Here is a 19,000-nt window from a genome sequence, read left to right on the forward strand (position 1 = left end):
TCCCGTCTCCCCGGGGGCCTCAGGGGCGGGCGGAGAACCGCTCCAGCAGGTCGGCGTGGCCGGAGCAGACCAGCAGGTCGTTGGCGCTCACGCGGGTCTCGGGCGTCGCGTAGGTGAACTCGACGCCGGGCGACTTCACGCCGATGACGGTGACGCCGTAGCGCTTGCGGATGTCCGACTGCGCGAGCGTGAAGCCCTGCATCTCCTTCGGCGGGCGCATCTTGACGATCGTGAAGCCGTCCTCGACCTCGATGTAGTCGAGCATCTTGCCGCTCACGAGGTGCGCGACGCGGGAGCCGGCGTCGGCCTCGGGGTAGACGACGTGGTGCGCGCCGATCCGGGTGAGGATGCGGCCGTGCTCCGCCGAGATGGCCTTGGACCAGATCTGCGGCGTCCCGAGGTCCACGAGGTTGGCCGTGATGAGCACGGACGCCTCGAGCTCCGTGCCCACGCCGACGACGGCGACGCCGAAGTCCTTGGCGCCGAGCTGGATCAGGGCCTCCGACTCCGACGCGTCGGCCTCCACCAGGGGCAGGCGGCCCGACCACTGCGCCACGAGCTTCTCGTCGCGCTCGACGGCGAGCACGTCCTGCCCGAGCCGGTCCAGCGTCGTCGCGAGCGACGAGCCGAAGCGCCCCAGGCCGATGACGAGCACGCCCGCGTCGCGCGCGGGAGCCTTCTTGTCCGCCACGGTTCTCCTCTTTCCGGCAGGTCGTCTTCACGCAGGTCGTCAGGTGGGGTCACCCGATGATCGGGCGTTCCTCGGGGAAGCGTACGATGCGTCGCCGGTCGCGCAGCGCCAGGGCGCCGAGCAGCGAGATGACGCCGACGCGCCCCACGAACATCAGCGCGCACAGCAGATACTTCGCGGCGTCGGGCAGGCCCGCGGTGACGCCGGTCGACAGGCCCACCGTGGCGTACGCGGAGATGACCTCGAACAGCGCCTCGGACAGGCGCAGGTCGGTGAGACGCAGCAGGGCCAGGCACGACACGAGCACGGCCGTGGCGCCCACGAAGACGACCGCGATCGACAGGCGCAGGGTGTCGCGGGGGATGCGGCGGCCGAACACCTCGGTGTCGGCGTCGCCGCGGGCCTCGGCGACGATGGCGAGGAGCATCACGGCGAAGGTCGTGACCTTGATGCCGCCCGCGGTGGACGCGGAGCCGCCGCCCACGAACATCAGGGCGTCGGTGAGCAGCCAGGTCTCCTGCGTCATCTCGTGCACCGGCACGGAGCTGAAGCCCGCCGAGCGCGGCATCACGGACGCGAAGACCGACGACAGGATCTTGGTCGCGAAGTCCTGGTCGCCGAAGGTCGCGGGGTTGTTCCACTCCATCGCGCCGATGAGGATCGCGCCGGCCACGAGGAGCGCGAGGCTGGTGGTGACCGTCAGCTTGGTGTGCAGCGACAGGGCCCGGACCCAGTGCTTGTGCTTGCGGCGGCGGTTGGTGATGACGTTGAGGATGACGGGGAAGCCGAGCGAGCCGATGAACACGCCGAGGGCGATCGGCACCAGGACGAACCAGTCGGACGCGAACGGGAGCAGCCCCTCCTGCGTCGGCACGAACCCCGCGTTGTTGAACGACGAGATGCCGTAGAAGAGCGCGTGCCAGGCCGCGGTCCCCGCATGGTCGCCGAGGGCGAGGAAGCGGGGGAAGAGCAGCAGCGACAGGCACAGCTCGATGGTCGTGGCGGTGATGATGATGGTGCGCAGCAGCGCGCCGACCTCGCCGAGCCGCTCGGTCTTCGTCTCCGACGCCGTCAGCAGCTTCTGCGTGAGGCCCAGCCGGCGCGACACGGCGAGGCCGAGCAGCGACGCCAGCGTCATCACGCCCAGGCCGCCCACCTTGATGCCGACGAGGATGACGACGTGCCCGAACTCCGACCAGTAGGTGGCGGTGTCCTGCACGACGAGGCCGGTGACGCAGACCGCCGACGTCGCGGTGAACAGCGCGTCGACCATGGAGGCGCCGCGGCCGGACGCCGTCGCCCACGGGGTGAGGAGCAGCAGCCAGATCACCGTGATGACGGCGGCGAACACCGTCATGGCGAGCCTCGCGGGGTACTCGCGGGCGGCGCGGTTGGCCCAACCGCGCAGCGAGAGCCCGCGACCGCCCCACGTCCCCGGCACCCTGTCCCCTCTCGCCCTTCAGTCGCTGGGCACAGCCTGCCACGCCGTCGGCTACCGTGACGGGATGCGCGTCGCCCGGCTGCTGTGGAGCCCTGAGCTCCTGCGCTACGACTTCGGCCCCGGGCACCCGATGGCGCCCGCCCGGCTCGACCTGACCATGCGGCTCGTGGCGGAGCTCGGCCTCCTCGACGAGCCCACGCTGGAGCTGGCCGACGTCGAGCCGGCCCCCGACGAGGTCATCGAGTCGGTGCACGACGCCGCCTACGTCGCGGCGGTGCGCCGCGCGGCCGCGACGGGCGCCCCGGACCTCGCGCGCGGGCTCGGCACCGAGGACGACCCGGTGTTCCCGACCATGCACGAGGCGGGCGCCCGCCTCGTCGCCGCGTCGGTGGACGCCGCGGAGTCGGTGTGGTCGGGGCACGTGCAGCACGGCGTGAACATCGCGGGCGGCATGCACCACGCGCAGCGCGGCGCGGCGTCCGGGTTCTGCATCTACAACGACGCCGCGGCGGCCGTGCAGCGGCTGCTCGACCTCGGTGCGGAGCGCGTCGCGTACGTCGACCTGGACGCCCACCACGGCGACGGGGTCGAGTCGATCTTCTGGGACGACCCGCGCGTCCTCACGGTGTCGGTGCACCAGGACGGGCACACGCTGTTCCCGGGCACCGGCAACGCGGGCGACACGGGCGGCACCGCGGCGCAGGGCACGGCGGTGAACGTCGCGCTGCCGCCCCGCACCGACGGGGCGCACTGGCTGCGGGCCGTGGACGCCGTCGTGCCGGCGGTGGTCCGCGAGTTCCGGCCGCAGGTGATCGTGTCGCAGCACGGCTGCGACGCGCACGGCAACGACCCCCTCACGGACCTCGACGTGGGCGTGGCGGCGCAGCGCACCGCCGCCCGGTGGGTGCACGCCCTCGCGCACGAGCTCGCCGACGGCCGCTGGGTGGCGCTCGGCGGCGGCGGGTACGCGGTGGTCGACGTCGTGCCGCTGGTGTGGGCGAGCCTCGTCGCGGAGGCCGCGCACGCGCCCCTGCCCGCGTGCCTGGAGCTGCCCGAGTCCTGGCGCCGCGAGGTGGAGGAGCTCTCCGGGCTCGACCCGGCCGAGCGGCTCGCCGGCGGCGAGATCTCCTGGCGCCCCTGGGGGGACGGCTACGACCCGGCCGACGACGTCGACCGTGCGATCCTCGCCACCCGCCGGCACGTGTTCCCCACGTGGGGGCTGGACCCGTACCGGGACTAGGGGACCGGCCGGCCGGACGGCCCCGCGGCCCCGCGAAGGTCACGTGGTCCGGCGCCCGCGCGGTCCCCGCCGCGGTGCCGCGAGGAGCAGGGCGGCGGCCGTCACGAGCCCGGCGACGATCGCGGCGGCGCTGAACACCCGCAACGAGGCGGCGCCGACGACGACGCCGGCGAGCAGCGGGCCGACGGCGGAGCTGGTCTGCCCGAGGGCGGTGACGACGCCGAACACGTGGCCCTGCTGGTGGCGCGGCACGGTCGCGTACTCGACGTTGACGAACATCGTGCCGTAGACCCCTCCCGCGGTCCCGAAGACGAAGGCCACGGGGAGGAGGGCGCCCAGCGGCGCGGCGGTGCCGAGCGCCAGGAACATCGGCACGACCGCCGTCACGACGGCGAGCGGCGCGAGGCGGCGGCGGGACAGGCGGCGCTCGACCCGTGCGCTCGACCACGCACCCAGGATGCTGCCGACACTCTGCGCGGTGAGCACGAACCCGAGGGCGGCCGGGCTGCGCAGGACCTCCGTCCCGTACACGGGAGCGATCACGGTGGCCCACGCGGACGACAGCAGCCCCAGCACCAGGGACCCCGCGAGCATCAGCCGCAGCACCGGGCTCCGCCCGATGACGCGCAGCGCGCCGGCGACCGTCGGCGGCCGCTCCTGCGCGTCCTCGGGCTCGAACCGGGGCAGGAAGGCCCGGACCAGCAGTGCGGACACCAGGAACGTCACCGCGTCCGCGACGAGGACCAGCGGCGCGCCGGCCGCGGCGATCGCCGCGCCGGCGACCGGTGCCCCGATCGCCCCGGCGAGCGCGAGGGACGCCAGGTTCGGCCCGCTCACGGCGCCGGTCGTCGTCCCGCCGCGCTCGGCGGCTCCCGCGAGCAGCAGGTAGCTCGCCGCCACCGCGGGAGTCCGCAGGAACCCGTTGACGGCGACGAGGGCGAGCAGGAGCCCGAAGGGGAGCGCGCCGAGCTCGAACAGCGCGGGGACGGCCAGGACGGCGACGCCGCTGACCACGTCCGACAGCACGCGCGTGCCGCGGGCGCCGAGCCGCTGGATGAACCACCCTGCGCAGGCCGAGGCGACCACGACGGCGGTGAACTCGCACGCGGCGACGACACCGGTGAGGGCGGGGTCCCGGGTGATCGAGAAGGCGAACCACGGCAGCGCCACCAGGCTCATCGCGCCGCCGACGGTGGACACGAGGTTGGCGACGACCAGCATCACGAGCGGCACGCGCGACGGCGCACGCACGAGCTCGGGGAGTCCGGACCGGGTCATGCGTACACTGTATACATGGCGGGGAAGAAGCAGCAGACGGCCGTCCGGCGCGAACAGATCCTCCGGGCGGCGCTCGAGCTCACGGACGAGGTCGGGGTGGAGCGGCTCTCCATGCGGACCGTCGCCGAGCGGGTGTCGCTGTCGGCCATGGGGCTCTACCGGCACTTCGCCGACAAGGCGGAGATCCTCGACGCCCTCGTCGGCCGGGTGCTCGCCGACGTCGCCACCGGCGACCTCCCCGCCGAGTGGCGGCCCCGCCTGCACGCCGTCGCGCAGCAGCTGCTCGACGCCGCCGTCCGGCACCCCGAGGCGTTCCTGCTCGTGCTCAACCGGCCGTACCGGGCTCCCGAGGCGATCCGCGTCATGGAGGCGACGTACGGGATCCTGCGGGACGCCGGCGTCGACCCCGACCAGCTGCCGCGCGTCGAGCGCCTCGTGAGCACCGCCCTGATCGGCTACGCCGCCGCGGTGGGCAGCGGGGCGTTCTGGTCGGGCGGTTCCCCCGACGGCCCCCCGATGGAACCCGGGGCGCCGGAGTGGAGGGACGAGCTGCGCCGGAACGTCGACGACCTCGGTGCCGTCATCCTGCGCGCGCGGTAGCCGCCGGGTCAGGCAGCCCCTCAGCATCGGGTACCCTGGGGGACGGACTTTTCCGCGTTGGTCGGCTGCTCCTGGAGACAGGGCTCCTGGGACCAACCGTGTTCCACCGACCGACAAGCATTGTGAGGACCTCATGGGCTCCGTCATCAAGAAGCGCCGCAAGCGCATGGCGAAGAAGAAGCACCGCAAGCTGCTGCGGAAGACGCGTCACCAGCGTCGCAACAAGAAGTGAGCTCGTCCGCCGGCTGATCCCGGCGGGCAGCGAGCACGAACGGGCCCGGCACCTCCACGGAGGCGCCGGGCCCGTTCGCACGTCCGGACCGGTGTCGCCCGTCCGGACGTGCCGCCGGCGTGGCGAGGGTGCCGTCAGCGGCCGCGCAGGCGCTTCTGGATGCTGCGCAGGGCCAGGCCCGCCACCCAGGCGGCGCCCGCCCACGACGCGGTCTTCATGCCCCGGCCCGCGACGCGGCGCCCGCGCCCGCGGAACTCGCGGATGGGCCAGCCCACCTCCTTGGCGTGCCGGCGCAGGCGGGTGTCGGGGTTGATGGGGCACGGGTGCCCCACGGTGCGCATCATCGGCAGGTCGTTGAGCGAGTCGCCGTACGCGTACGAGGCGGACAGGTCGATGCCCTCGCGCTCCGCGAGCTCGCGCACGGCGGCGGCCTTCGCCTCCCCGTGCATGAGGTCGCCCACGAGGCGGCCGGTGTAGAAGCCGCCGGAGTGCTCGCCGATGGTGCCGAGGCAGCCGGTCGCGCCCAGGCGGCGCGCGATGAGGCCGCCGATCTCCACGGGGGTCGCGGTCACCAGCCACACCTGGTCGCCGGCGGCGAGGTGCTCGTCGAGCAGGCGCTTGGTTCCCGGGAAGATGCGCAGCTCGAGGACGGTGTCGTACACGTCCTCGCCCACGGCGGTGATCTCCGCCACGGAACGGCCGGCGATGAGCGACAGGGCACGGCTGCGCACCGACTCGATCTGCGTGCGCGACTCCCCGAACACCAGGTACTTCGCCTGGATGAGCGCGAACCGCACCAGGTCGCGGGTCCCGAAGAACCGGCGCTGGTAGAGGGCGCGTGCCAGGTGGAACGCGCTGGCGCCGCGGATGATCGTGTTGTCGACGTCGAAAAACGCTGCGGCGCGCACCGGCGTGGACGACTCGGCGGGCGACGGCATGCGGTCCACTGTATCGGCGCGGCTAGGCTTGGTAGGTGAGCATGCCGCAGGGATCCGCAGGTGAACCCCGGGTGCTGCTGTACACGAAGCAGGGCTGCCACCTGTGCGAGGACGCTCGGGCGGTCGTCACGGACGTGTGCGAGGCGGCGGGGGAGGCATGGCGCGAGATCGACATCGAGGTCGACGACGCGCCGGGCGGTGATCTGGTGGAAAGGTACGGGGACTACGTGCCCGTCGTCGAGGTGGACGGCGTGCAGCAGGGTTTCTGGCGGGTGGACGGCGCGCGGCTGGCGCGCCGTCTGGCACGCTGAGCCCGGGGAGGACGACGGAGTGATCGAGCTCGGTGAGGCGACGGTGCCGGCCGCGACGGTGGCGCGGCTGCCGTACTACCTGCGCGCCCTGCGTGACCTGGCGGAGGCCGGGGTGACGACGACGTCGTCGTCGGAGCTGGCGGAACGGTCCGGGGTGGGGTCGGCGCAGCTGCGCAAGGACCTGTCCTACCTGGGGTCGTTCGGCACGCGCGGCGTGGGCTACGACGTGCAGTCGCTGGCGCAGTACATCGCGACGGCGCTGGGGCTCGAGTCCGAGCACCGGCTGGCGATCGTCGGCATCGGCAACCTGGGGCACGCCCTGGCCAACTACTCGGGCTACGCGGCGCGCGGCTTCCAGGTGGTGGCGCTGCTCGACGCGGACCCGCAGGTCGTGGGCCGGACGGCGGCGGGCCTGACCATCGAGCACGTCGACCGGCTCGAGGAGGTGCTGGCGCGCACGGGGGTGTCGATGGTGGTCCTGGCCACCCCGGGGCCGGTGGCGCAGCCGATCGCCGAGCGCATCGTGGGCTGCGGCGTGCGCGAGATCCTGTCGTTCGCGCCCGTCGCGCTCCAGCTGCCCGACGACGTGGTCGTGCGCTCGGTGGACGTGGCCGGCGAGCTGCAGATCCTGGCGTTCCACGCCGCCGCCCGCGCGGCGACGAACGGCACCGCCGCGAGATAGCGGCCGCGCCGGGGTGGTACGAGAGAGCGCCGAGGTCGTCCGGCTCGGACGACCTCGGCGCTCTGCGAGCTGCCTCGCGGGGAGGGAGCGGGCTCAGGCCTGCTTGATGGCCGAGACGTCGAGGGCGATCTTGACCTTGTCGCCCACCAGGACGCCGCCGGTCTCGAGCGCGGCGTTCCACGTGAGGCCGTACTCCTTGCGGGAGATCTCGATCTGCGACTCGAACCCGGCGCGGGCGTTGCCGAACGGGTCGGTGGCGGTGCCGGTGAACTCGGTCGGGAGCTCCACGGAGTTGGTCACGCCGTTGATGGTGAGGTCGCCGGCGATCGTGTAGTCGTCGCCGTCCGTCGAGATGCCCTTGGAGACGAAGCTCCAGACCGGCTTCTCCTCCGCGTGCCAGAAGTCGGCGCTGCGCAGGTGGTTGTCGCGGTTCTCGTCGTTCGTGTTGACCGACGCCGCGTCCAGCTCGGCCGCGACGTTGGAGGACTCGAGGTCGTCGCCCACGGTGATCGAGCCGCCGGTGATCGCGATCGTGCCGCGCACCTTGGCGATCCCCGCGTGACGCACGGAGAAGGAGGCGGTGGAGTGGGCGGTGTCGATGGCGTAGGTACCGGTGTTCAGGCCTGCGGGCAGCGCGGTCATGGGTGTCTCCTCGGAGTAGGTCGTGCGGTCGGTGTCACTAGGTAGTTGAGCACTCAACTACCGTCACGAGGGGGAGAACACGCCGGTCTCGTAACCTATTCCCGTGGGCGGGACGAACGAGGCGCGGCAGCGCGAGGACGCGGAGACGCGATGGCTCGACGAGAGCCAGCAATGGGCGTGGCGACGCTTCCTGGAGGGGACGGCGCGCTTCTTCGAGGCGCTGGGCACCGCGCACGACGAGGGGCTGCCGGTGACGCTCGGCGAGTACCACCTGCTGGTCCAGCTCTCCGAGGCGCCCGAGCGCACGCTGCGGATGTCGGCGCTCGCGGAGTTCCTCGCCCTGTCGCGCAGCCGGCTCACGCACACCGTCGACCGCATGGAGCAGCGCGGGCTCGTGGTCCGCACCCCCGTGCCGGGCGACCGGCGCGGCGTGAACTGCGTCATGACCGACACCGGGTACGCCGCGCTCGTCGACGCCGCGCCGGGCCACGTCACCGCCGTCCGGCGGCTGCTGGTCGACGCCCTCGACCCCGCCGAGATGGCGGTCCTGGGCCGCGCGATGGCGAAGGTCGCCGCCACCGCGAAGGGTCTCGACCCCGCCGTGGAGCTCGCGGGCGAGCCGGGTGCGGGCGTGCCTCCCGCCGAGTCGCCGCAGGACGGTCCCGCACCCGGGGCGTGAGCGCCGTCACCCCTGGCTGGACGGGACCTGGGTACCCCGGAGTTCTGGGACACTGGGACCCATGGCCACCACCACCGTCCATCTCGTGCGGCACGGCGAGGTCCACAACCCGGACGGGGTCCTCTACGGGCGCATCCCCGGCTACCGCCTGTCCGACCGCGGTCAGGCGATGGCGCGCCGCGTGGCGGAGCACCTGTCCGGCACGGGCCACGACGTCGCCGGCGTCGTCGCGTCCCCGCTGCAGCGCGCGCAGGAGACCGCGACCCCGACGGCCCAGGCCTTCGGCCTGACCCTCGCCACCGACGACCGCCTCGTCGAGGCCGGCAACCACTTCGAGGGCACGACGATCGGGAGCAACCCGGCGCAGCTTGCCCACCCCCGCTACTGGCGCTTCCTGTGGAACCCGCTGCGCCCGTCGTGGGGCGAGCCGTACGCCGAGCAGGTCGCGCGCATGCGCGCCGCGGTGGACGACGCCCGCCGCGCGTACGCCGGCCACGAGGTGGTGCTGGTCAGCCACCAGCTGCCCGTGTGGGTGACGCGGCGCTCGTTCGAGGCACGCTCGCTGGCGCACGACCCGCGCCGGCGCGAGTGCTCCCTGGCGTCCATGACGTCGCTGCGGTTCGAGGGCGACACGTTCGTCGGCCTGCACTACACCGAGCCCGCCGCCGACCTGCTCGCGGGCGCCGACCCGGTGCCGGGGGCATGATGCGCACCACCTCCTCGCGCGCGCTCCGGCGCGCGTCCGCGGCGGTCGGCGCCGTCCTCGGCCTCGGCCTCCTCGCCGCGTGCGGCGCGCAGGACTCGGGCGCCGGCGACGTCGTCGGCCAGGGCTTCGTCTCCGGCGACGGCTCGGTGAAGCAGTGGGACGCGGGCGACCGCGGCGACGTGGTCACCGTGCAGGGCACCACCTTCGAGGGCGACGACGTCAGCACCGCCGACTGGCTCGGCGACGTCGTCGTCGTGAACACCTGGTACGCCGGCTGCGCACCGTGCCGCGCCGAGGCCCCCGACCTCGTGGCTCTCGCGAACGACCGCGAGGCGGACGGCGTGCGCGTCCTGGGCATCAACACGGAGGACGAGGCAGGCGCCGCCACCTCGTTCCAGCGCACCTTCGACGTCCCGTACCCGTCCGTCGCGGACAGCACCGGGAAGGTCGTGGCCAAGCTCTCGGGGGTCGTGCCGCTGCAGGCCGTCCCGTCCACCGTCGTGCTCGACGCCGAGGGCCGCGTCGCGGCGCGCGTCATCGGGCAGGCGGAGGCGTCCACGCTCGACGCGATCGTCGACGAGGTGCTCGCCGAGTCGTCCGGCGGCTCGGGCGACGGCGCGGCGAAGGGCGCCTGATGGGTGACACCTTCGCGGTCACGGCGTTCAGCGGCTCGATGCTGCTGGCGCTGCCGGTGGCGCTGATCGCCGGCCTCGTGTCGTTCGCCTCGCCGTGCGTGCTGCCGCTCGTGCCCGGCTACGTCGGGTACGTCAGCGGGATGGCCGCCGCCACGGCCGGCGGGTCGCAGGCCCGCCCCGGGGCGCCGCGGGACCCGGGCCGCCGGCGCGTCGTCGCGGGCGTGGCCCTGTTCGTGCTCGGTTTCACCGCGGTGTTCGTGGCGCTCATGGCCGCGGCCGGGGCGCTCGGCTCGTACCTCGTGCAGTGGGAGACCACGATCATGCGGGTCCTCGGGGTCGTCGTGATCCTCATGGGTCTCGCGTTCCTCGGGGCGATGCCGTTCCTGCAGCGCGAGCGGCGCATGCACCTCAGCCCCCAGGCGGGCCTGTGGGGAGCGCCCCTCCTCGGCGTCGTGTTCGGCCTGGGCTGGACGCCCTGCATCGGCCCCACCCTCGCCGCCGTCCAGGCGCTGTCGCTCGACCAGGCGTCCGCCGGGCGCGGCATCGCGCTGGGCATCGCGTACTGCATCGGGCTGGGCGTGCCGTTCCTCCTGGTCGCGCTCGGGCTGCAGTCGTCGCAGCGCATGCTCGGCTTCCTGCGTCGCCACCGCCTGGCCATCCAGCGCGCCGGCGGCGCCCTGCTGGTGCTGGTCGGCCTGGCGCTGGTCACGGGCCTCTGGGCCGCGTGGACCAGCCAGCTCCAGGGCTGGGTCAGCGGATTCGCGACGGTGGTGTGATGAGCGAGAAGGCGACCTACCGCCCCGAGGGCATCAACGACGCGTTCGTCGAGGGCCGTCCGGACGACGCCCCGTCCGCGCCCGCGGACGGGCCGCAGAAGCCCGGTGGCACCCCGACCCTGCCCTCCCTGGGCTGGCGCGGCACGCTCCGCTGGACGTGGCGTCAGCTGACGAGCATGCGCGTGGCGCTCATGCTGCTCATGCTGCTCGCCGTCGCGGCCGTGCCCGGCTCGATCCTGCCCCAGCGGGGCCAGGACGCCGCGGCCGTGCTCGAGTACCTCGGCGACCACCCGACCCTGGGGGAGTGGCTGGACCGCTTCGGCTTCTTCGAGGTCTACAGCTCAGTCTGGTTCTCCGCGATCTACCTGCTGCTCTTCATCTCGCTGGTGGGCTGCATCCTGCCGCGCACGATCGCGCACGCCCGCGCCCTGCGGAACCGCCCGCCGAAGACCCCGGTGCGGTTCGGCCGCTTCCCCGCGACGGCGGAGGCCGGCACGACGGCGTCGCCGGACGAGGTGGTCGACGCCGTCGCCACCCACCTGCGCGGGCCGCTGCGCCGGCTGCCCACCTTCCGGGTGGACGTCGGCGCCGAGGAGCCCCGCCTCGGGCGCCCGGCCACCCGCACCGTCGCCGCCGAGCGCGGCTACCTGCGCGAGTCCGGCAACCTCCTGTTCCACCTGGCGCTGCTCGGCCTGCTCGTCTCCGTCGCCCTCGGCCAGCTCATGCACTACCGCGGCCAGGCGATCGTCACGGAGGGCCGCGGCTTCGCCAACGCCGTCGTCGACTACGACACCTTCGACAAGGGCGCCTGGTTCCGGCCGTCGTCGCTGTCGCCGTTCTCCATGACCCTCGACTCGTTCGAGTCGACGTTCGCCTCCGACACGGTGGCGTTCGCCCAGGCGCGCGACTTCACCGCGTACGTGACGGCCACCGAGCCCGACGGCTCGTCGCACGCCGAGACGATCAAGGTGAACGAGCCGCTCACGGTCGACGGCGCCAAGATCTACCTGCAGGGCAACGGCTTCGCGCCCGAGATCACGGTGAAGGACGGCGCCGGCGAGCTGGCGTTCTCCGGCCGGGTCCCGTTCCTGCCCGAGGACACCATGTACACGTCGCGCGGCGTCGTGAAGGTGCCGGACGTGTCGAAGGGCCAGGAGCAGATCGGCCTGGTCGGCTACTTCCTGCCCACCGCCGTCGTCGACGCGGACGGGTCCGCCCGCTCCGTCTTCCCGCAGCCGCAGAACCCGCTGATGGTGCTCGAGGTGTACCGCGGCGACCTGGGCCTGGACGACGGCGTGCCGCAGAACGTGTACCGCCTCGACACCGCGAGCCTCACCCCGTCGGTGGACGAGGACGGCGCGACGATCAAGCTCCTGGTGAAGCCGGGGGAGACCGTCGAGCTGCCGGACGGCCTCGGCACGGTGACGCTCGGCGAGGACGTGCCGCGGTACGTCGCGCTCGACCTGCGCCACGACCCGTCGCTCGCCTGGGTGCTCACCTTCGCCCTGCTCGCCCTGGGCGGCCTCGCGATCTCGCTGTTCACGCCGCGCCGTCGCGTGTGGGTGCGATCATGGGAGACCACGGACGACGACGGTCGGTCCGTCACGCACGTCGAGCTCGCCGGGCTCGCGCGCGGTGACGACGCCGGCCTGCAGCGTGAGGTCGACAAGGCCCTGGCGTCGGTGCCGGGCCGGGTGGACGACACGCCCGACGACAACCCGAAGACAGCCACGGAGGACTGACCATGCAGATCGCCGAGCTGAGCGTGCTGCTCGTGTGGGGCGCGGCCACGGCGCTCACGATCGCGCTCGTCGCGTTCGCGATCGACCTCGGCCGCCGCACCGAGCAGCGGGCCGACGCCCGCGCCGAGGCGCGCACCCCGGTCGCGGTGGGGGCCGGTGCTCCGGCGCCGGAAGCGCCCGCCGACGCGAAGGGCGGTGGGGCGGCGCCGCCGGCCCCCGCCCGCCGACGCGCGGCCGGGATCGCGATGTCGACGACGTGGCTGGGCACCGCCATGCTGCTCGTCGCGATCGTGCTGCGCGGCATCGCCGCGGGCCGCACGCCGTGGGCCAACATGTACGAGTTCACGCTGGTGGGCTCCTTCATGGCCCTCGCCGTGTTCCTCGGCATGAACGTGCGCAAGGACTTCAAGTTCCTCGGCGCGTTCGTCACCGGCCTGGCGGTGCTGTTCCTCGTGCTCGGCCTGAACGTCTTCTACGTGGCCGCGACCGGCGTGCAGCCGGCGCTGCAGAACTACTGGCTCGTCATCCACGTGGGCGTGGCGATCAGCGCCACCGGCATCTTCACGGTGGCGTTCGTCTCGTCGGTGCTGCAGCTCGTGCGCGACAGCCGCGACTCGGGCTCGCCGTACCTCCAGCGCCCGGGCTTCCGCTGGCTCGACCGCGTGCCGACGCCGACGTCCCTGGAGGCGCTGTCCTTCCGCCTCAACGCGGTGGGCTTCGTGCTGTGGACCTTCACCATCATCGGCGGCGCCATCTGGGCCGAGCACGCCTGGGGCCGCTACTGGGGCTGGGACCCCAAGGAGGTCTGGAGCTTCGTCATCTGGGTCGTCTACGCGGCCTACCTGCACGCCCGCACCACGCGGGGCTGGGACGGCCGCCGCGCCGCCTGGTTCGTGATCGTCGGCTACCTGTGCGTGCTGTTCAACTTCACCGGCGTGAACCTGATCTTCAACGGCAAGCACTCGTACTCGGGCCTCAACACCGACGCCTGACCCGCCAGGGCTTCGGGGCACGACAGAGGGGACCGTCCGGCACCGGACGGTCCCCTCTGTCGTGCCCACGGTTCAGGGCCGTCGCCCTCGCGCCTCAGGGGGCGTCGCCCCCAGTGCCCCAATGCCCTCAGGGGGCGTCGCCGTTGCCGCCGGACTCGCGCTGGCGGCGGCGCTTCTCCTGCTCCAGGCGCCAGAGGAACTCGGGGTCGTCGTCGGGGGCCACGGGCCCGGAAGGGCGGCGCGGGCCGGAGGGGCCGCGGCGGCCCGGCCGCGAGGAGTCCCCACGGCCGCCGGAGGCGCGGCGGCTCGCCTGCTTGACGACGATCCACGCGACGGCGCCGAACAGCGGCAGCAGCACGATGATCACCGCCCACAGCCACCGGGGGAGGCCACCGCGCTCCTCCTCGTCGGAGCCGGCGAGGTCGAGGAGGGCATACAGGGCGAGCCCCACCACGAGCAGCGGCAGGATCACACGCGCGAACATGCCCCCAGCCTAGTTCGGCGTCGGAGTGCTCAGGAATCGCGCCTACCCTGGACGGGTGCCCCTCGTGATGTACACCGTCTGGCGGATCCTGCTGTTCGTCGCCGCGCTCGGCGCCGGCTACGTGCTCGGCCTGCGCAGCTGGCTCCTCGTCCTCGTCGCCGCCGTCGTGGCGTTCGCCGTGTCCTACCTGGCGCTCGCCGGGCCGCGCGAGGCCGCGGCCGTCTGGCTCGCGGAGAAAGAGCAGCGCCGCAAGGACGGCTCGGCCAAGCACGACGTGGACACCGACTTCGAGGACGCCGTCATGGACCGGGAGTCGGCTGAGTCCGCTGAGTCCGCTGAGCCCGCTGAGCCCGCGGAGCCCGCGGACGGTGCCGGCAGCACCGGGACCGCCGCAGGCGGCTCCGAGCGCCGGGCCTAGAGCGCCAGGCCCAGCCCCAGCAGCACGCCGTACGCCAGCTCGAACATGCCGGTGCCGGCGAGCACCCGCACCAGCAGCGGCCCGCGGGCCCCGGCCATGACGGGGACCACCAGCAGCGCGGCCGGCAGCAGCAGCACGGTGACGAGCATCGCCCACGGCGACCACGCCGCGCACACCATCCCCAGCACCACGGGCAGCACGATGCACGCCGCGTACCAGCGGCGTGCGCGGTGGTCGCCCAGCCGGACGGCGAGGGTGCGCTTGCCCGCGACGACGTCGGTCGGGATGTCGCGCACGTTGTTCACCATGAGCAGGCCGCAGGCGATCATCCCGACGCCGACGGCGCCCAGCACGGACGGCCAGGTGAGGGTGTCGGCCTGCGTGTACGTGGTGCCGAGCGTCGCGACGAGCCCGAAGAACACGAACACGCCGACCTCGCCGAGGCCCGCGTACCCGTAGGGGTGCTTGCCGCCGGTGTAGAACCAGGCCGCGAGCACGCACAGCACGCCCACGGCCAGCAGCCACCAGTGCCCGGTCACGGCGCACAGGGCGAGCCCCAGGACGCCGGCGACCGCGAACGAGCCGAACGCGGCGCCCTTGACGCGGCCCGGCGCCGCGATGCCGGAGGCCGTGAGCCGCAACGGGCCCACACGGTCGACGTCGGTGCCGCGGACGCCGTCCGAGTAGTCGTTGGCGTAGTTGACGCCCACCTGCAGGGCGAGCGCGACGCCGAGCGCGAGCACGGCGGGCAGCCAGGCGAAGGCGTCGATGTCGGCCGCGGCCCCGGAGCCGATGAGCACGGGGGCCGCCGCCGCCGGCAGCGTGCGGGGTCGTGCGCCGGCGATCCACTCGCTCGAGCTGGCCATGGTTCTCCGTCCGTCGGTGCGGCGCCCGGGCGTCGCGGGTCGCGAGCAGGTCAGGCGCGCGCCTCGTGCTCGCGGACGAGGGCGACGACGCCGCCGCGGTCCACCTTGCCGGGACCGCGCAGGGGGAGCGCGGGCGCCCGGTACACGCGGCGGGGCGCGGACGGCGCACCCAGCCTAGTCGCGACGGCGGCCCGCACCCGCGCCACGTCGTCGGGGGCGAGCGGCGCGAGCACGCTCGATGCGGAGGGGAGCGCGACGACGGCGACGAGGGCCTGCCCCCACTCCGGGTCCGGGACGCCGACGACGCACGCCTCGCCCCCCAGCAGCTCGCCGACCAGCGCCTCCACGGGCGCGGGGGCCACGTTCACGCCGCCGGTCACGACGACGTCGTCCGCGCGACCGAGCACCTGCAGCGTGCCGTCGGGGGCGAGCCGGCCGAGGTCGGAGGTGCGGAACCAGCGCGACCCGTCGTCGTCGGTGCGGAACGCGGCGGCCGTGGCGGCGTCGTCGCCCAGGTACCCCGCGGCAAGGGTGGGCCCGCCGAGCTCCACGACCCCCACGGCCCCCGAGCCGTCAGGCTCGGTGCTCGGTACACCCCGCGCCGGACCTGACGGGTCGGCGGGACGCACGCGGACCCGCACGCCGCGCAGGGGCGCGCCGTCGTAGACGCACCCGCCGGCGGTCTCGGACATGCCGTACGTCGTGACGACGCGCACCCCGGCGTCCGCGGCCTGCGCCAGCAGCGCGGGCGGGGACGCGGCGCCGCCGAGCAGCACCGCACCGCACCGGGCCAGCGCCGCCAGGCCGCGGGCGGCGCCGTCGCGGGCCGCGGCCAGCAGCCGGTGCACCTGCGTGGGCACGAGGGAGACGTACACGGGCCCGTCGCCGGCGAGGGCGGGCTCCAGCAGGTCGGCCAGGCCGTCGGGCGTGAAGCGGGCGTCGGGGTCGGCGGCCGTCAGCGGCGTCCCCGCCAGGGCCGACCGCACCAGCACCTGAAGGCCGGCCACGTGGGTGGGCGGCAGCGTCAGCACCCAGTGCCCGGCACCGCCGAGCCGCTCGTGCGTCGCCGTCGCCGACGCGCGCAGGGCGTCGGCCGTCAGCGCCACCTCGCGAGGCGTGCCCGTCGAGCCGGACGTGCGCACGACGAGGGCCGTCCCGGCGGGCGGCGCGCCCGTCGTCGTCCGGGGGAGCGGGACGACGGCGGGGCCGCCGTCGAGGGCGGCGCGCAGGGCGTCGCGGAGCGCGCCGACGGGCGGGGGGAGCGAGGGACCGGGCACCGCACCAGGGTAGGTCCGGGCCGGCGGCGGGCTGCCGTAGGGTGGTCCGGTCCCGGCCCGGGGAGCCCGCGGGCCGACGCCGGACGCACGTCGAGGAGGACGTCGAGGATGCCCACGATGCCCCGCACCCCGGCCCGCGGTGCCCGCCGCGCCCGGACCGGAGCCGCCGCCGCGCTCGTCGCGCTCGCGCTGGTGACCACGGCCGCCTGCGGCGCGGGCGAGCCGGCCGCCCCGCCCACCGTCACCGCGGCCCCTGACGTCGCCGTGCCCAAGGCGACCCCGCCCGACCCCGTGAAGCCCAAGCCCAAGCCGAAGCCGGTGGTGTGGCCGCTGACGGGCAAGCGGACGGGGACCGCGAAGGTCCCGGCCCGCCCCGCCGTCGCCGTGAAGATCGAGAACTCCACCGCGGCGCGCCCGCAGCGTGGCCTGCAGTCGGCAGACATCGTGTGGGAGCAGGTGGTCGAGGGCGGGATCAGCCGCTACGTCGCCGTCTACCACTCGTCCCTGCCGTCCGCCGTCGGCCCGGTCCGGTCCGTGCGCCCGATGGACCCGGCGATCGTGGCCCCGATGCACGGGATCCTTGCCTACTCGGGCGGGCAGCCGCCGTTCATCCGCGCCGTGGGGAAGGCGGGGGTGCAGTCCGTGACGATGGACAGCGGTGACCCGGGCTTCTGGCGCAGCGGGGACCGCTACGCGCCCCACAACGTCTACGGCTCGGTGAAGACGTTCGCCAAGCAGGCGAACAAGAGCCGCGCGACGCCGCCGCGCGCGCAGTTCTCGTACGCGGCGAAGGCCGGGCAGGGGTCGGCCGCGACCCACGACCGCCGCGGTCACGTCGCCGACGTCCGGCTCTCGCCGGCGCAGCGCACGGTGTGGCGGTGGAAGGCGAAGACCGCGACCTACGCGCGCTACGACGGCTCCACCCCGTCGATGTCCTCCGGGAGCCAGCTGCGGGCCCGCAACGTGCTGGTCCTGTCCGTCGCGATGAAGAACACGAAGTACCGCGACCCCAGCGGCGCCCCCGTCCCCGAGACGCAGATGGTCGGCACGGGGAAGGGCGTGCTGCTCACCCGGGGCAAGGCGCTGAGCGTGACCTGGAAGAAGAAGGGCACGCGCTCGCGGATCGTCCTCACGACGCCCGGCGGGAAGCCGGCGAAGCTCGACCCGGGCAACCTGTGGATCGAGCTGGTGCCGCGCGGGAGCGGGTCCTGGCGGGTGAGTTGACGCCGGATCCGGGGGCCGGCGACATACGGTGAGGTGTGACCGCGAGCACAGCCCGCCGCCCTCCGGAGGACGCATGACCGCCACGCACCGCACGCCCCACGTCCGCGCCGCGGCCGCCCTCGCGGTGGCCGCCGTCCTGGCGCTCGGGGCGTGCTCGTCCGGCGGGCCCGCGCCCACCGCGTCGCCGGACACGACCGCGGACAAGGGCGCTCCGCCCGCGCCGGAGATCCCGCCGGCCTGGCCTCTCACCGGCGTGCCGTCGGACGAGGTCGCCGCCCGTCCGGCGCTCGCCGTCAAGATCGAGAACGCGCCGCAGGCCCGGCCGCAGACGGGCCTCGAGGACGCGGACATGGTCTGGGAGGAGGTCGTCGAGGGCGGCATCACGCGCTTCGTCGCCGTCTACCACTCGCACGTCCCGAAGACGGTGGAGCCCGTGCGCTCGGTGCGGCCGATGGACCCCGACGTCGTCGCCCCGCTCGGCGGCATCCTCGCCTACTCGGGCGGGCAGGCGCCCTTCATCAAGGAGGTCGAGAAGTCCGGCACGCAGTCCGTGATCATGGACCGCGGCGACGCCGGCTTCTCCCGCGACCCGGACCGCGCCGCCCCGCACAACGTCGTCGGCGACATGCAGGCCTTCCTCGACCAGGCGGACGGCGACCGGAAGGCGCCCCCGCCCGCCCAGTTCCGGTACGCGGACGCGGCGGGAGAGGGCACGGCGAGCGCGGACGGGTCGGCGGCCGCCACCGTCGACGCGAAGCTCAGCCCGGCTCAGCACAGCGTGTGGGACTGGTCGGGCAAGCAGAAGCAGTGGCTGCGCAGCGAGGGCTCGCAGGAGTCGGTCTCGTCGGCGGGGAAGCGGCTGGCCGCCACCAACGTGCTGCTGCTGTCCGTCGACGTGGTGAACACGACGTACAAGGACCCGGCCGGCAACCCCGTGCCCAAGACCGAGCTGGTCGGGAAGGGCAAGGGCGTGCTCGCCACGGGCGGCAAGACGGTCCCGGTGCAGTGGTCGAAGAAGGACCAGAAGTCCCCCGTGGAGCTGACGCGGGACGGCGAGCCCGTGGAGCTCGACCCGGGCAACACGTGGATCGAGCTCGTCCCGAAGGACGGCGGGAGCTGGGAGATCTCCTGAGCGCGCCGCCCCTG

22 protein-coding genes are annotated in these 19,000 nt (G+C 74.2%); 14 read left to right on the forward strand and 8 right to left on the reverse strand.

The annotated features are described in order from the left end of the window. Positions 1–19: 19 nt before the first annotated feature. Entirely contained in the window at positions 20–691 is a 672-nt protein-coding gene (locus ACFU9A_RS06640) for a potassium channel family protein (RefSeq protein ID WP_430574467.1), read from the reverse strand. 49 nt (positions 692–740) lie between these two features. Further along, a complete protein-coding gene (locus ACFU9A_RS06645; RefSeq protein ID WP_430574468.1) occupies positions 741–2,132 on the reverse strand; it encodes a TrkH family potassium uptake protein in 1,392 nt (463 codons plus the stop codon). Positions 2,133–2,196: 64 nt separating this feature from the next. Here ACFU9A_RS06645 and ACFU9A_RS06650 point away from each other — a divergent pair, with 64 nt between their 5' ends. Further along, on the forward strand, positions 2,197–3,372 hold the full coding sequence (locus tag ACFU9A_RS06650; protein WP_430574469.1) for an acetoin utilization protein AcuC: 1,176 nt from the start codon (positions 2,197–2,199) through the stop codon (positions 3,370–3,372). A gap of 39 nt (positions 3,373–3,411) precedes the next feature. Here ACFU9A_RS06650 and ACFU9A_RS06655 read toward each other — a convergent pair whose 3' ends face one another. Then, positions 3,412–4,650: an MFS transporter gene (locus ACFU9A_RS06655; protein WP_430574470.1), complete on the reverse strand. Its 1,239-nt coding sequence runs from the start codon at positions 4,648–4,650 to the stop codon at positions 3,412–3,414. A 15-nt stretch (positions 4,651–4,665) separates the two neighbouring features. On the opposite strand from ACFU9A_RS06655, the gene ACFU9A_RS06660 reads away from it, so the two are divergent. Both ACFU9A_RS06660 and ACFU9A_RS06665 read left to right on the forward strand, forming a co-directional pair. Continuing rightward, complete coding sequence (locus tag ACFU9A_RS06660) at positions 4,666–5,250, forward strand: TetR/AcrR family transcriptional regulator (RefSeq protein WP_430574471.1); 585 nt, start codon at positions 4,666–4,668, stop codon at positions 5,248–5,250. A gap of 133 nt (positions 5,251–5,383) precedes the next feature. After that, entirely contained in the window at positions 5,384–5,482 is a 99-nt protein-coding gene (locus ACFU9A_RS06665; RefSeq protein ID WP_003792170.1) for a 30S ribosomal protein bS22, read from the forward strand. 134 nt (positions 5,483–5,616) lie between these two features. Here ACFU9A_RS06665 and ACFU9A_RS06670 read toward each other — a convergent pair whose 3' ends face one another. Further along, positions 5,617–6,420 (reverse strand): HAD family hydrolase, encoded by an 804-nt coding sequence (locus ACFU9A_RS06670; RefSeq protein WP_430574472.1) that lies wholly within the window; start codon positions 6,418–6,420, stop codon positions 5,617–5,619. Between the two features lie 71 nt (positions 6,421–6,491). Here ACFU9A_RS06670 and ACFU9A_RS06675 point away from each other — a divergent pair, with 71 nt between their 5' ends. Both ACFU9A_RS06675 and ACFU9A_RS06680 read left to right on the forward strand, forming a co-directional pair. Continuing rightward, positions 6,492–6,731, forward strand: a complete 240-nt coding sequence (locus ACFU9A_RS06675; protein WP_430574473.1) for a glutaredoxin family protein — start codon at positions 6,492–6,494, stop codon at positions 6,729–6,731. A 19-nt stretch (positions 6,732–6,750) separates the two neighbouring features. Continuing rightward, positions 6,751–7,413 carry a redox-sensing transcriptional repressor Rex gene (locus ACFU9A_RS06680; protein WP_430574474.1) on the forward strand — a complete coding sequence of 221 codons (663 nt, stop codon included), beginning with the start codon at positions 6,751–6,753 and terminating at the stop codon, positions 7,411–7,413. 93 nt (positions 7,414–7,506) lie between these two features. Here ACFU9A_RS06680 and ACFU9A_RS06685 read toward each other — a convergent pair whose 3' ends face one another. Beyond that, on the reverse strand, positions 7,507–8,055 hold the full coding sequence (locus ACFU9A_RS06685; RefSeq protein WP_430574475.1) for a YceI family protein: 549 nt from the start codon (positions 8,053–8,055) through the stop codon (positions 7,507–7,509). A 103-nt stretch (positions 8,056–8,158) separates the two neighbouring features. Here ACFU9A_RS06685 and ACFU9A_RS06690 point away from each other — a divergent pair, with 103 nt between their 5' ends. The 6 genes from ACFU9A_RS06690 to ccsB all read left to right on the forward strand — a co-directional run bounded on the left by ACFU9A_RS06690 (position 8,159) and on the right by ccsB (position 13,585). Then, entirely contained in the window at positions 8,159–8,734 is a 576-nt protein-coding gene (locus ACFU9A_RS06690; RefSeq protein ID WP_430574476.1) for a MarR family winged helix-turn-helix transcriptional regulator, read from the forward strand. Positions 8,735–8,795: 61 nt separating this feature from the next. Continuing rightward, complete coding sequence (locus ACFU9A_RS06695) at positions 8,796–9,440, forward strand: histidine phosphatase family protein (RefSeq protein WP_430574477.1); 645 nt, start codon at positions 8,796–8,798, stop codon at positions 9,438–9,440. After that, positions 9,437–10,075: a TlpA family protein disulfide reductase gene (locus ACFU9A_RS06700; RefSeq protein WP_430574478.1), complete on the forward strand. Its 639-nt coding sequence runs from the start codon at positions 9,437–9,439 to the stop codon at positions 10,073–10,075. Before ACFU9A_RS06695 ends, ACFU9A_RS06700 begins: the two co-directional genes overlap by 4 nt. Further along, positions 10,075–10,851 carry a cytochrome c biogenesis CcdA family protein gene (locus ACFU9A_RS06705; protein WP_430574479.1) on the forward strand — a complete coding sequence of 259 codons (777 nt, stop codon included), beginning with the start codon at positions 10,075–10,077 and terminating at the stop codon, positions 10,849–10,851. Before ACFU9A_RS06700 ends, ACFU9A_RS06705 begins: the two co-directional genes overlap by 1 nt. Then, positions 10,851–12,593: a cytochrome c biogenesis protein ResB gene (locus tag ACFU9A_RS06710; protein WP_430574480.1), complete on the forward strand. Its 1,743-nt coding sequence runs from the start codon at positions 10,851–10,853 to the stop codon at positions 12,591–12,593. Before ACFU9A_RS06705 ends, ACFU9A_RS06710 begins: the two co-directional genes overlap by 1 nt. A gap of 2 nt (positions 12,594–12,595) precedes the next feature. Next, positions 12,596–13,585, forward strand: coding sequence for a c-type cytochrome biogenesis protein CcsB (gene ccsB, locus ACFU9A_RS06715; RefSeq protein ID WP_430574481.1), 990 nt, complete (start codon positions 12,596–12,598; stop codon positions 13,583–13,585). 127 nt (positions 13,586–13,712) lie between these two features. Here ccsB and ACFU9A_RS06720 read toward each other — a convergent pair whose 3' ends face one another. Further along, positions 13,713–14,069, reverse strand: coding sequence for a PLD nuclease N-terminal domain-containing protein (locus ACFU9A_RS06720; protein WP_430574482.1), 357 nt, complete (start codon positions 14,067–14,069; stop codon positions 13,713–13,715). Positions 14,070–14,124: 55 nt separating this feature from the next. On the opposite strand from ACFU9A_RS06720, the gene ACFU9A_RS06725 reads away from it, so the two are divergent. Then, complete coding sequence (locus ACFU9A_RS06725; protein WP_430574483.1) at positions 14,125–14,487, forward strand: DUF4229 domain-containing protein; 363 nt, start codon at positions 14,125–14,127, stop codon at positions 14,485–14,487. On the opposite strand, the gene ACFU9A_RS06730 is transcribed toward ACFU9A_RS06725, so the two are convergent. Together ACFU9A_RS06730 and ACFU9A_RS06735 are read right to left on the reverse strand one after the other, a co-directional pair. Continuing rightward, entirely contained in the window at positions 14,484–15,353 is an 870-nt protein-coding gene (locus ACFU9A_RS06730) for a 1,4-dihydroxy-2-naphthoate polyprenyltransferase (RefSeq protein ID WP_430574484.1), read from the reverse strand. The genes ACFU9A_RS06725 and ACFU9A_RS06730 overlap by 4 nt on opposite strands. Positions 15,354–15,403: 50 nt before the next feature. Beyond that, complete coding sequence (locus ACFU9A_RS06735; protein ID WP_430574485.1) at positions 15,404–16,630, reverse strand: AMP-binding protein; 1,227 nt, start codon at positions 16,628–16,630, stop codon at positions 15,404–15,406. A gap of 117 nt (positions 16,631–16,747) precedes the next feature. On the opposite strand from ACFU9A_RS06735, the gene ACFU9A_RS06740 reads away from it, so the two are divergent. After that, the gene (locus tag ACFU9A_RS06740) at positions 16,748–17,854 is read left to right on the forward strand and encodes a DUF3048 domain-containing protein (protein WP_430574486.1); all 1,107 of its coding nucleotides are present in this window, start codon (positions 16,748–16,750) and stop codon (positions 17,852–17,854) included. A 73-nt stretch (positions 17,855–17,927) separates the two neighbouring features. Beyond that, complete coding sequence (locus tag ACFU9A_RS06745; protein ID WP_430574487.1) at positions 17,928–18,986, forward strand: DUF3048 domain-containing protein; 1,059 nt, start codon at positions 17,928–17,930, stop codon at positions 18,984–18,986. Positions 18,987–19,000 lie beyond the last annotated feature (14 nt).

Origin of the sequence: Isoptericola sp. NPDC057653, from assembly GCF_042799955.1 — a bacterium.
In the GTDB taxonomy this organism is placed as follows: domain Bacteria; phylum Actinomycetota; class Actinomycetes; order Actinomycetales; family Cellulomonadaceae; genus Isoptericola.

Coding starts and splice junctions, on each gene's coding strand:
- ACFU9A_RS06650 (WP_430574469.1), top strand. CDS start 2,197: ATGCGCGTCGCCCGGCTGCTGTGGAGCCCTGAGCTCCTGCGCTACGAC.
- ACFU9A_RS06655 (WP_430574470.1), bottom strand. CDS start 4,650: ATGACCCGGTCCGGACTCCCCGAGCTCGTGCGTGCGCCGTCGCGCGTG.
- ACFU9A_RS06660 (WP_430574471.1), top strand. CDS start 4,666: ATGGCGGGGAAGAAGCAGCAGACGGCCGTCCGGCGCGAACAGATCCTC.
- ACFU9A_RS06665 (WP_003792170.1), top strand. CDS start 5,384: ATGGGCTCCGTCATCAAGAAGCGCCGCAAGCGCATGGCGAAGAAGAAG.
- ACFU9A_RS06670 (WP_430574472.1), bottom strand. CDS start 6,420: ATGCCGTCGCCCGCCGAGTCGTCCACGCCGGTGCGCGCCGCAGCGTTT.
- ACFU9A_RS06685 (WP_430574475.1), bottom strand. CDS start 8,055: ATGACCGCGCTGCCCGCAGGCCTGAACACCGGTACCTACGCCATCGAC.
- ACFU9A_RS06695 (WP_430574477.1), top strand. CDS start 8,796: ATGGCCACCACCACCGTCCATCTCGTGCGGCACGGCGAGGTCCACAAC.
- ACFU9A_RS06700 (WP_430574478.1), top strand. CDS start 9,437: ATGATGCGCACCACCTCCTCGCGCGCGCTCCGGCGCGCGTCCGCGGCG.
- ACFU9A_RS06705 (WP_430574479.1), top strand. CDS start 10,075: ATGGGTGACACCTTCGCGGTCACGGCGTTCAGCGGCTCGATGCTGCTG.
- ACFU9A_RS06710 (WP_430574480.1), top strand. CDS start 10,851: ATGAGCGAGAAGGCGACCTACCGCCCCGAGGGCATCAACGACGCGTTC.
- ccsB (WP_430574481.1), top strand. CDS start 12,596: ATGCAGATCGCCGAGCTGAGCGTGCTGCTCGTGTGGGGCGCGGCCACG.
- ACFU9A_RS06720 (WP_430574482.1), bottom strand. CDS start 14,069: ATGTTCGCGCGTGTGATCCTGCCGCTGCTCGTGGTGGGGCTCGCCCTG.
- ACFU9A_RS06730 (WP_430574484.1), bottom strand. CDS start 15,353: ATGGCCAGCTCGAGCGAGTGGATCGCCGGCGCACGACCCCGCACGCTG.
- ACFU9A_RS06740 (WP_430574486.1), top strand. CDS start 16,748: ATGCCCCGCACCCCGGCCCGCGGTGCCCGCCGCGCCCGGACCGGAGCC.
- ACFU9A_RS06745 (WP_430574487.1), top strand. CDS start 17,928: ATGACCGCCACGCACCGCACGCCCCACGTCCGCGCCGCGGCCGCCCTC.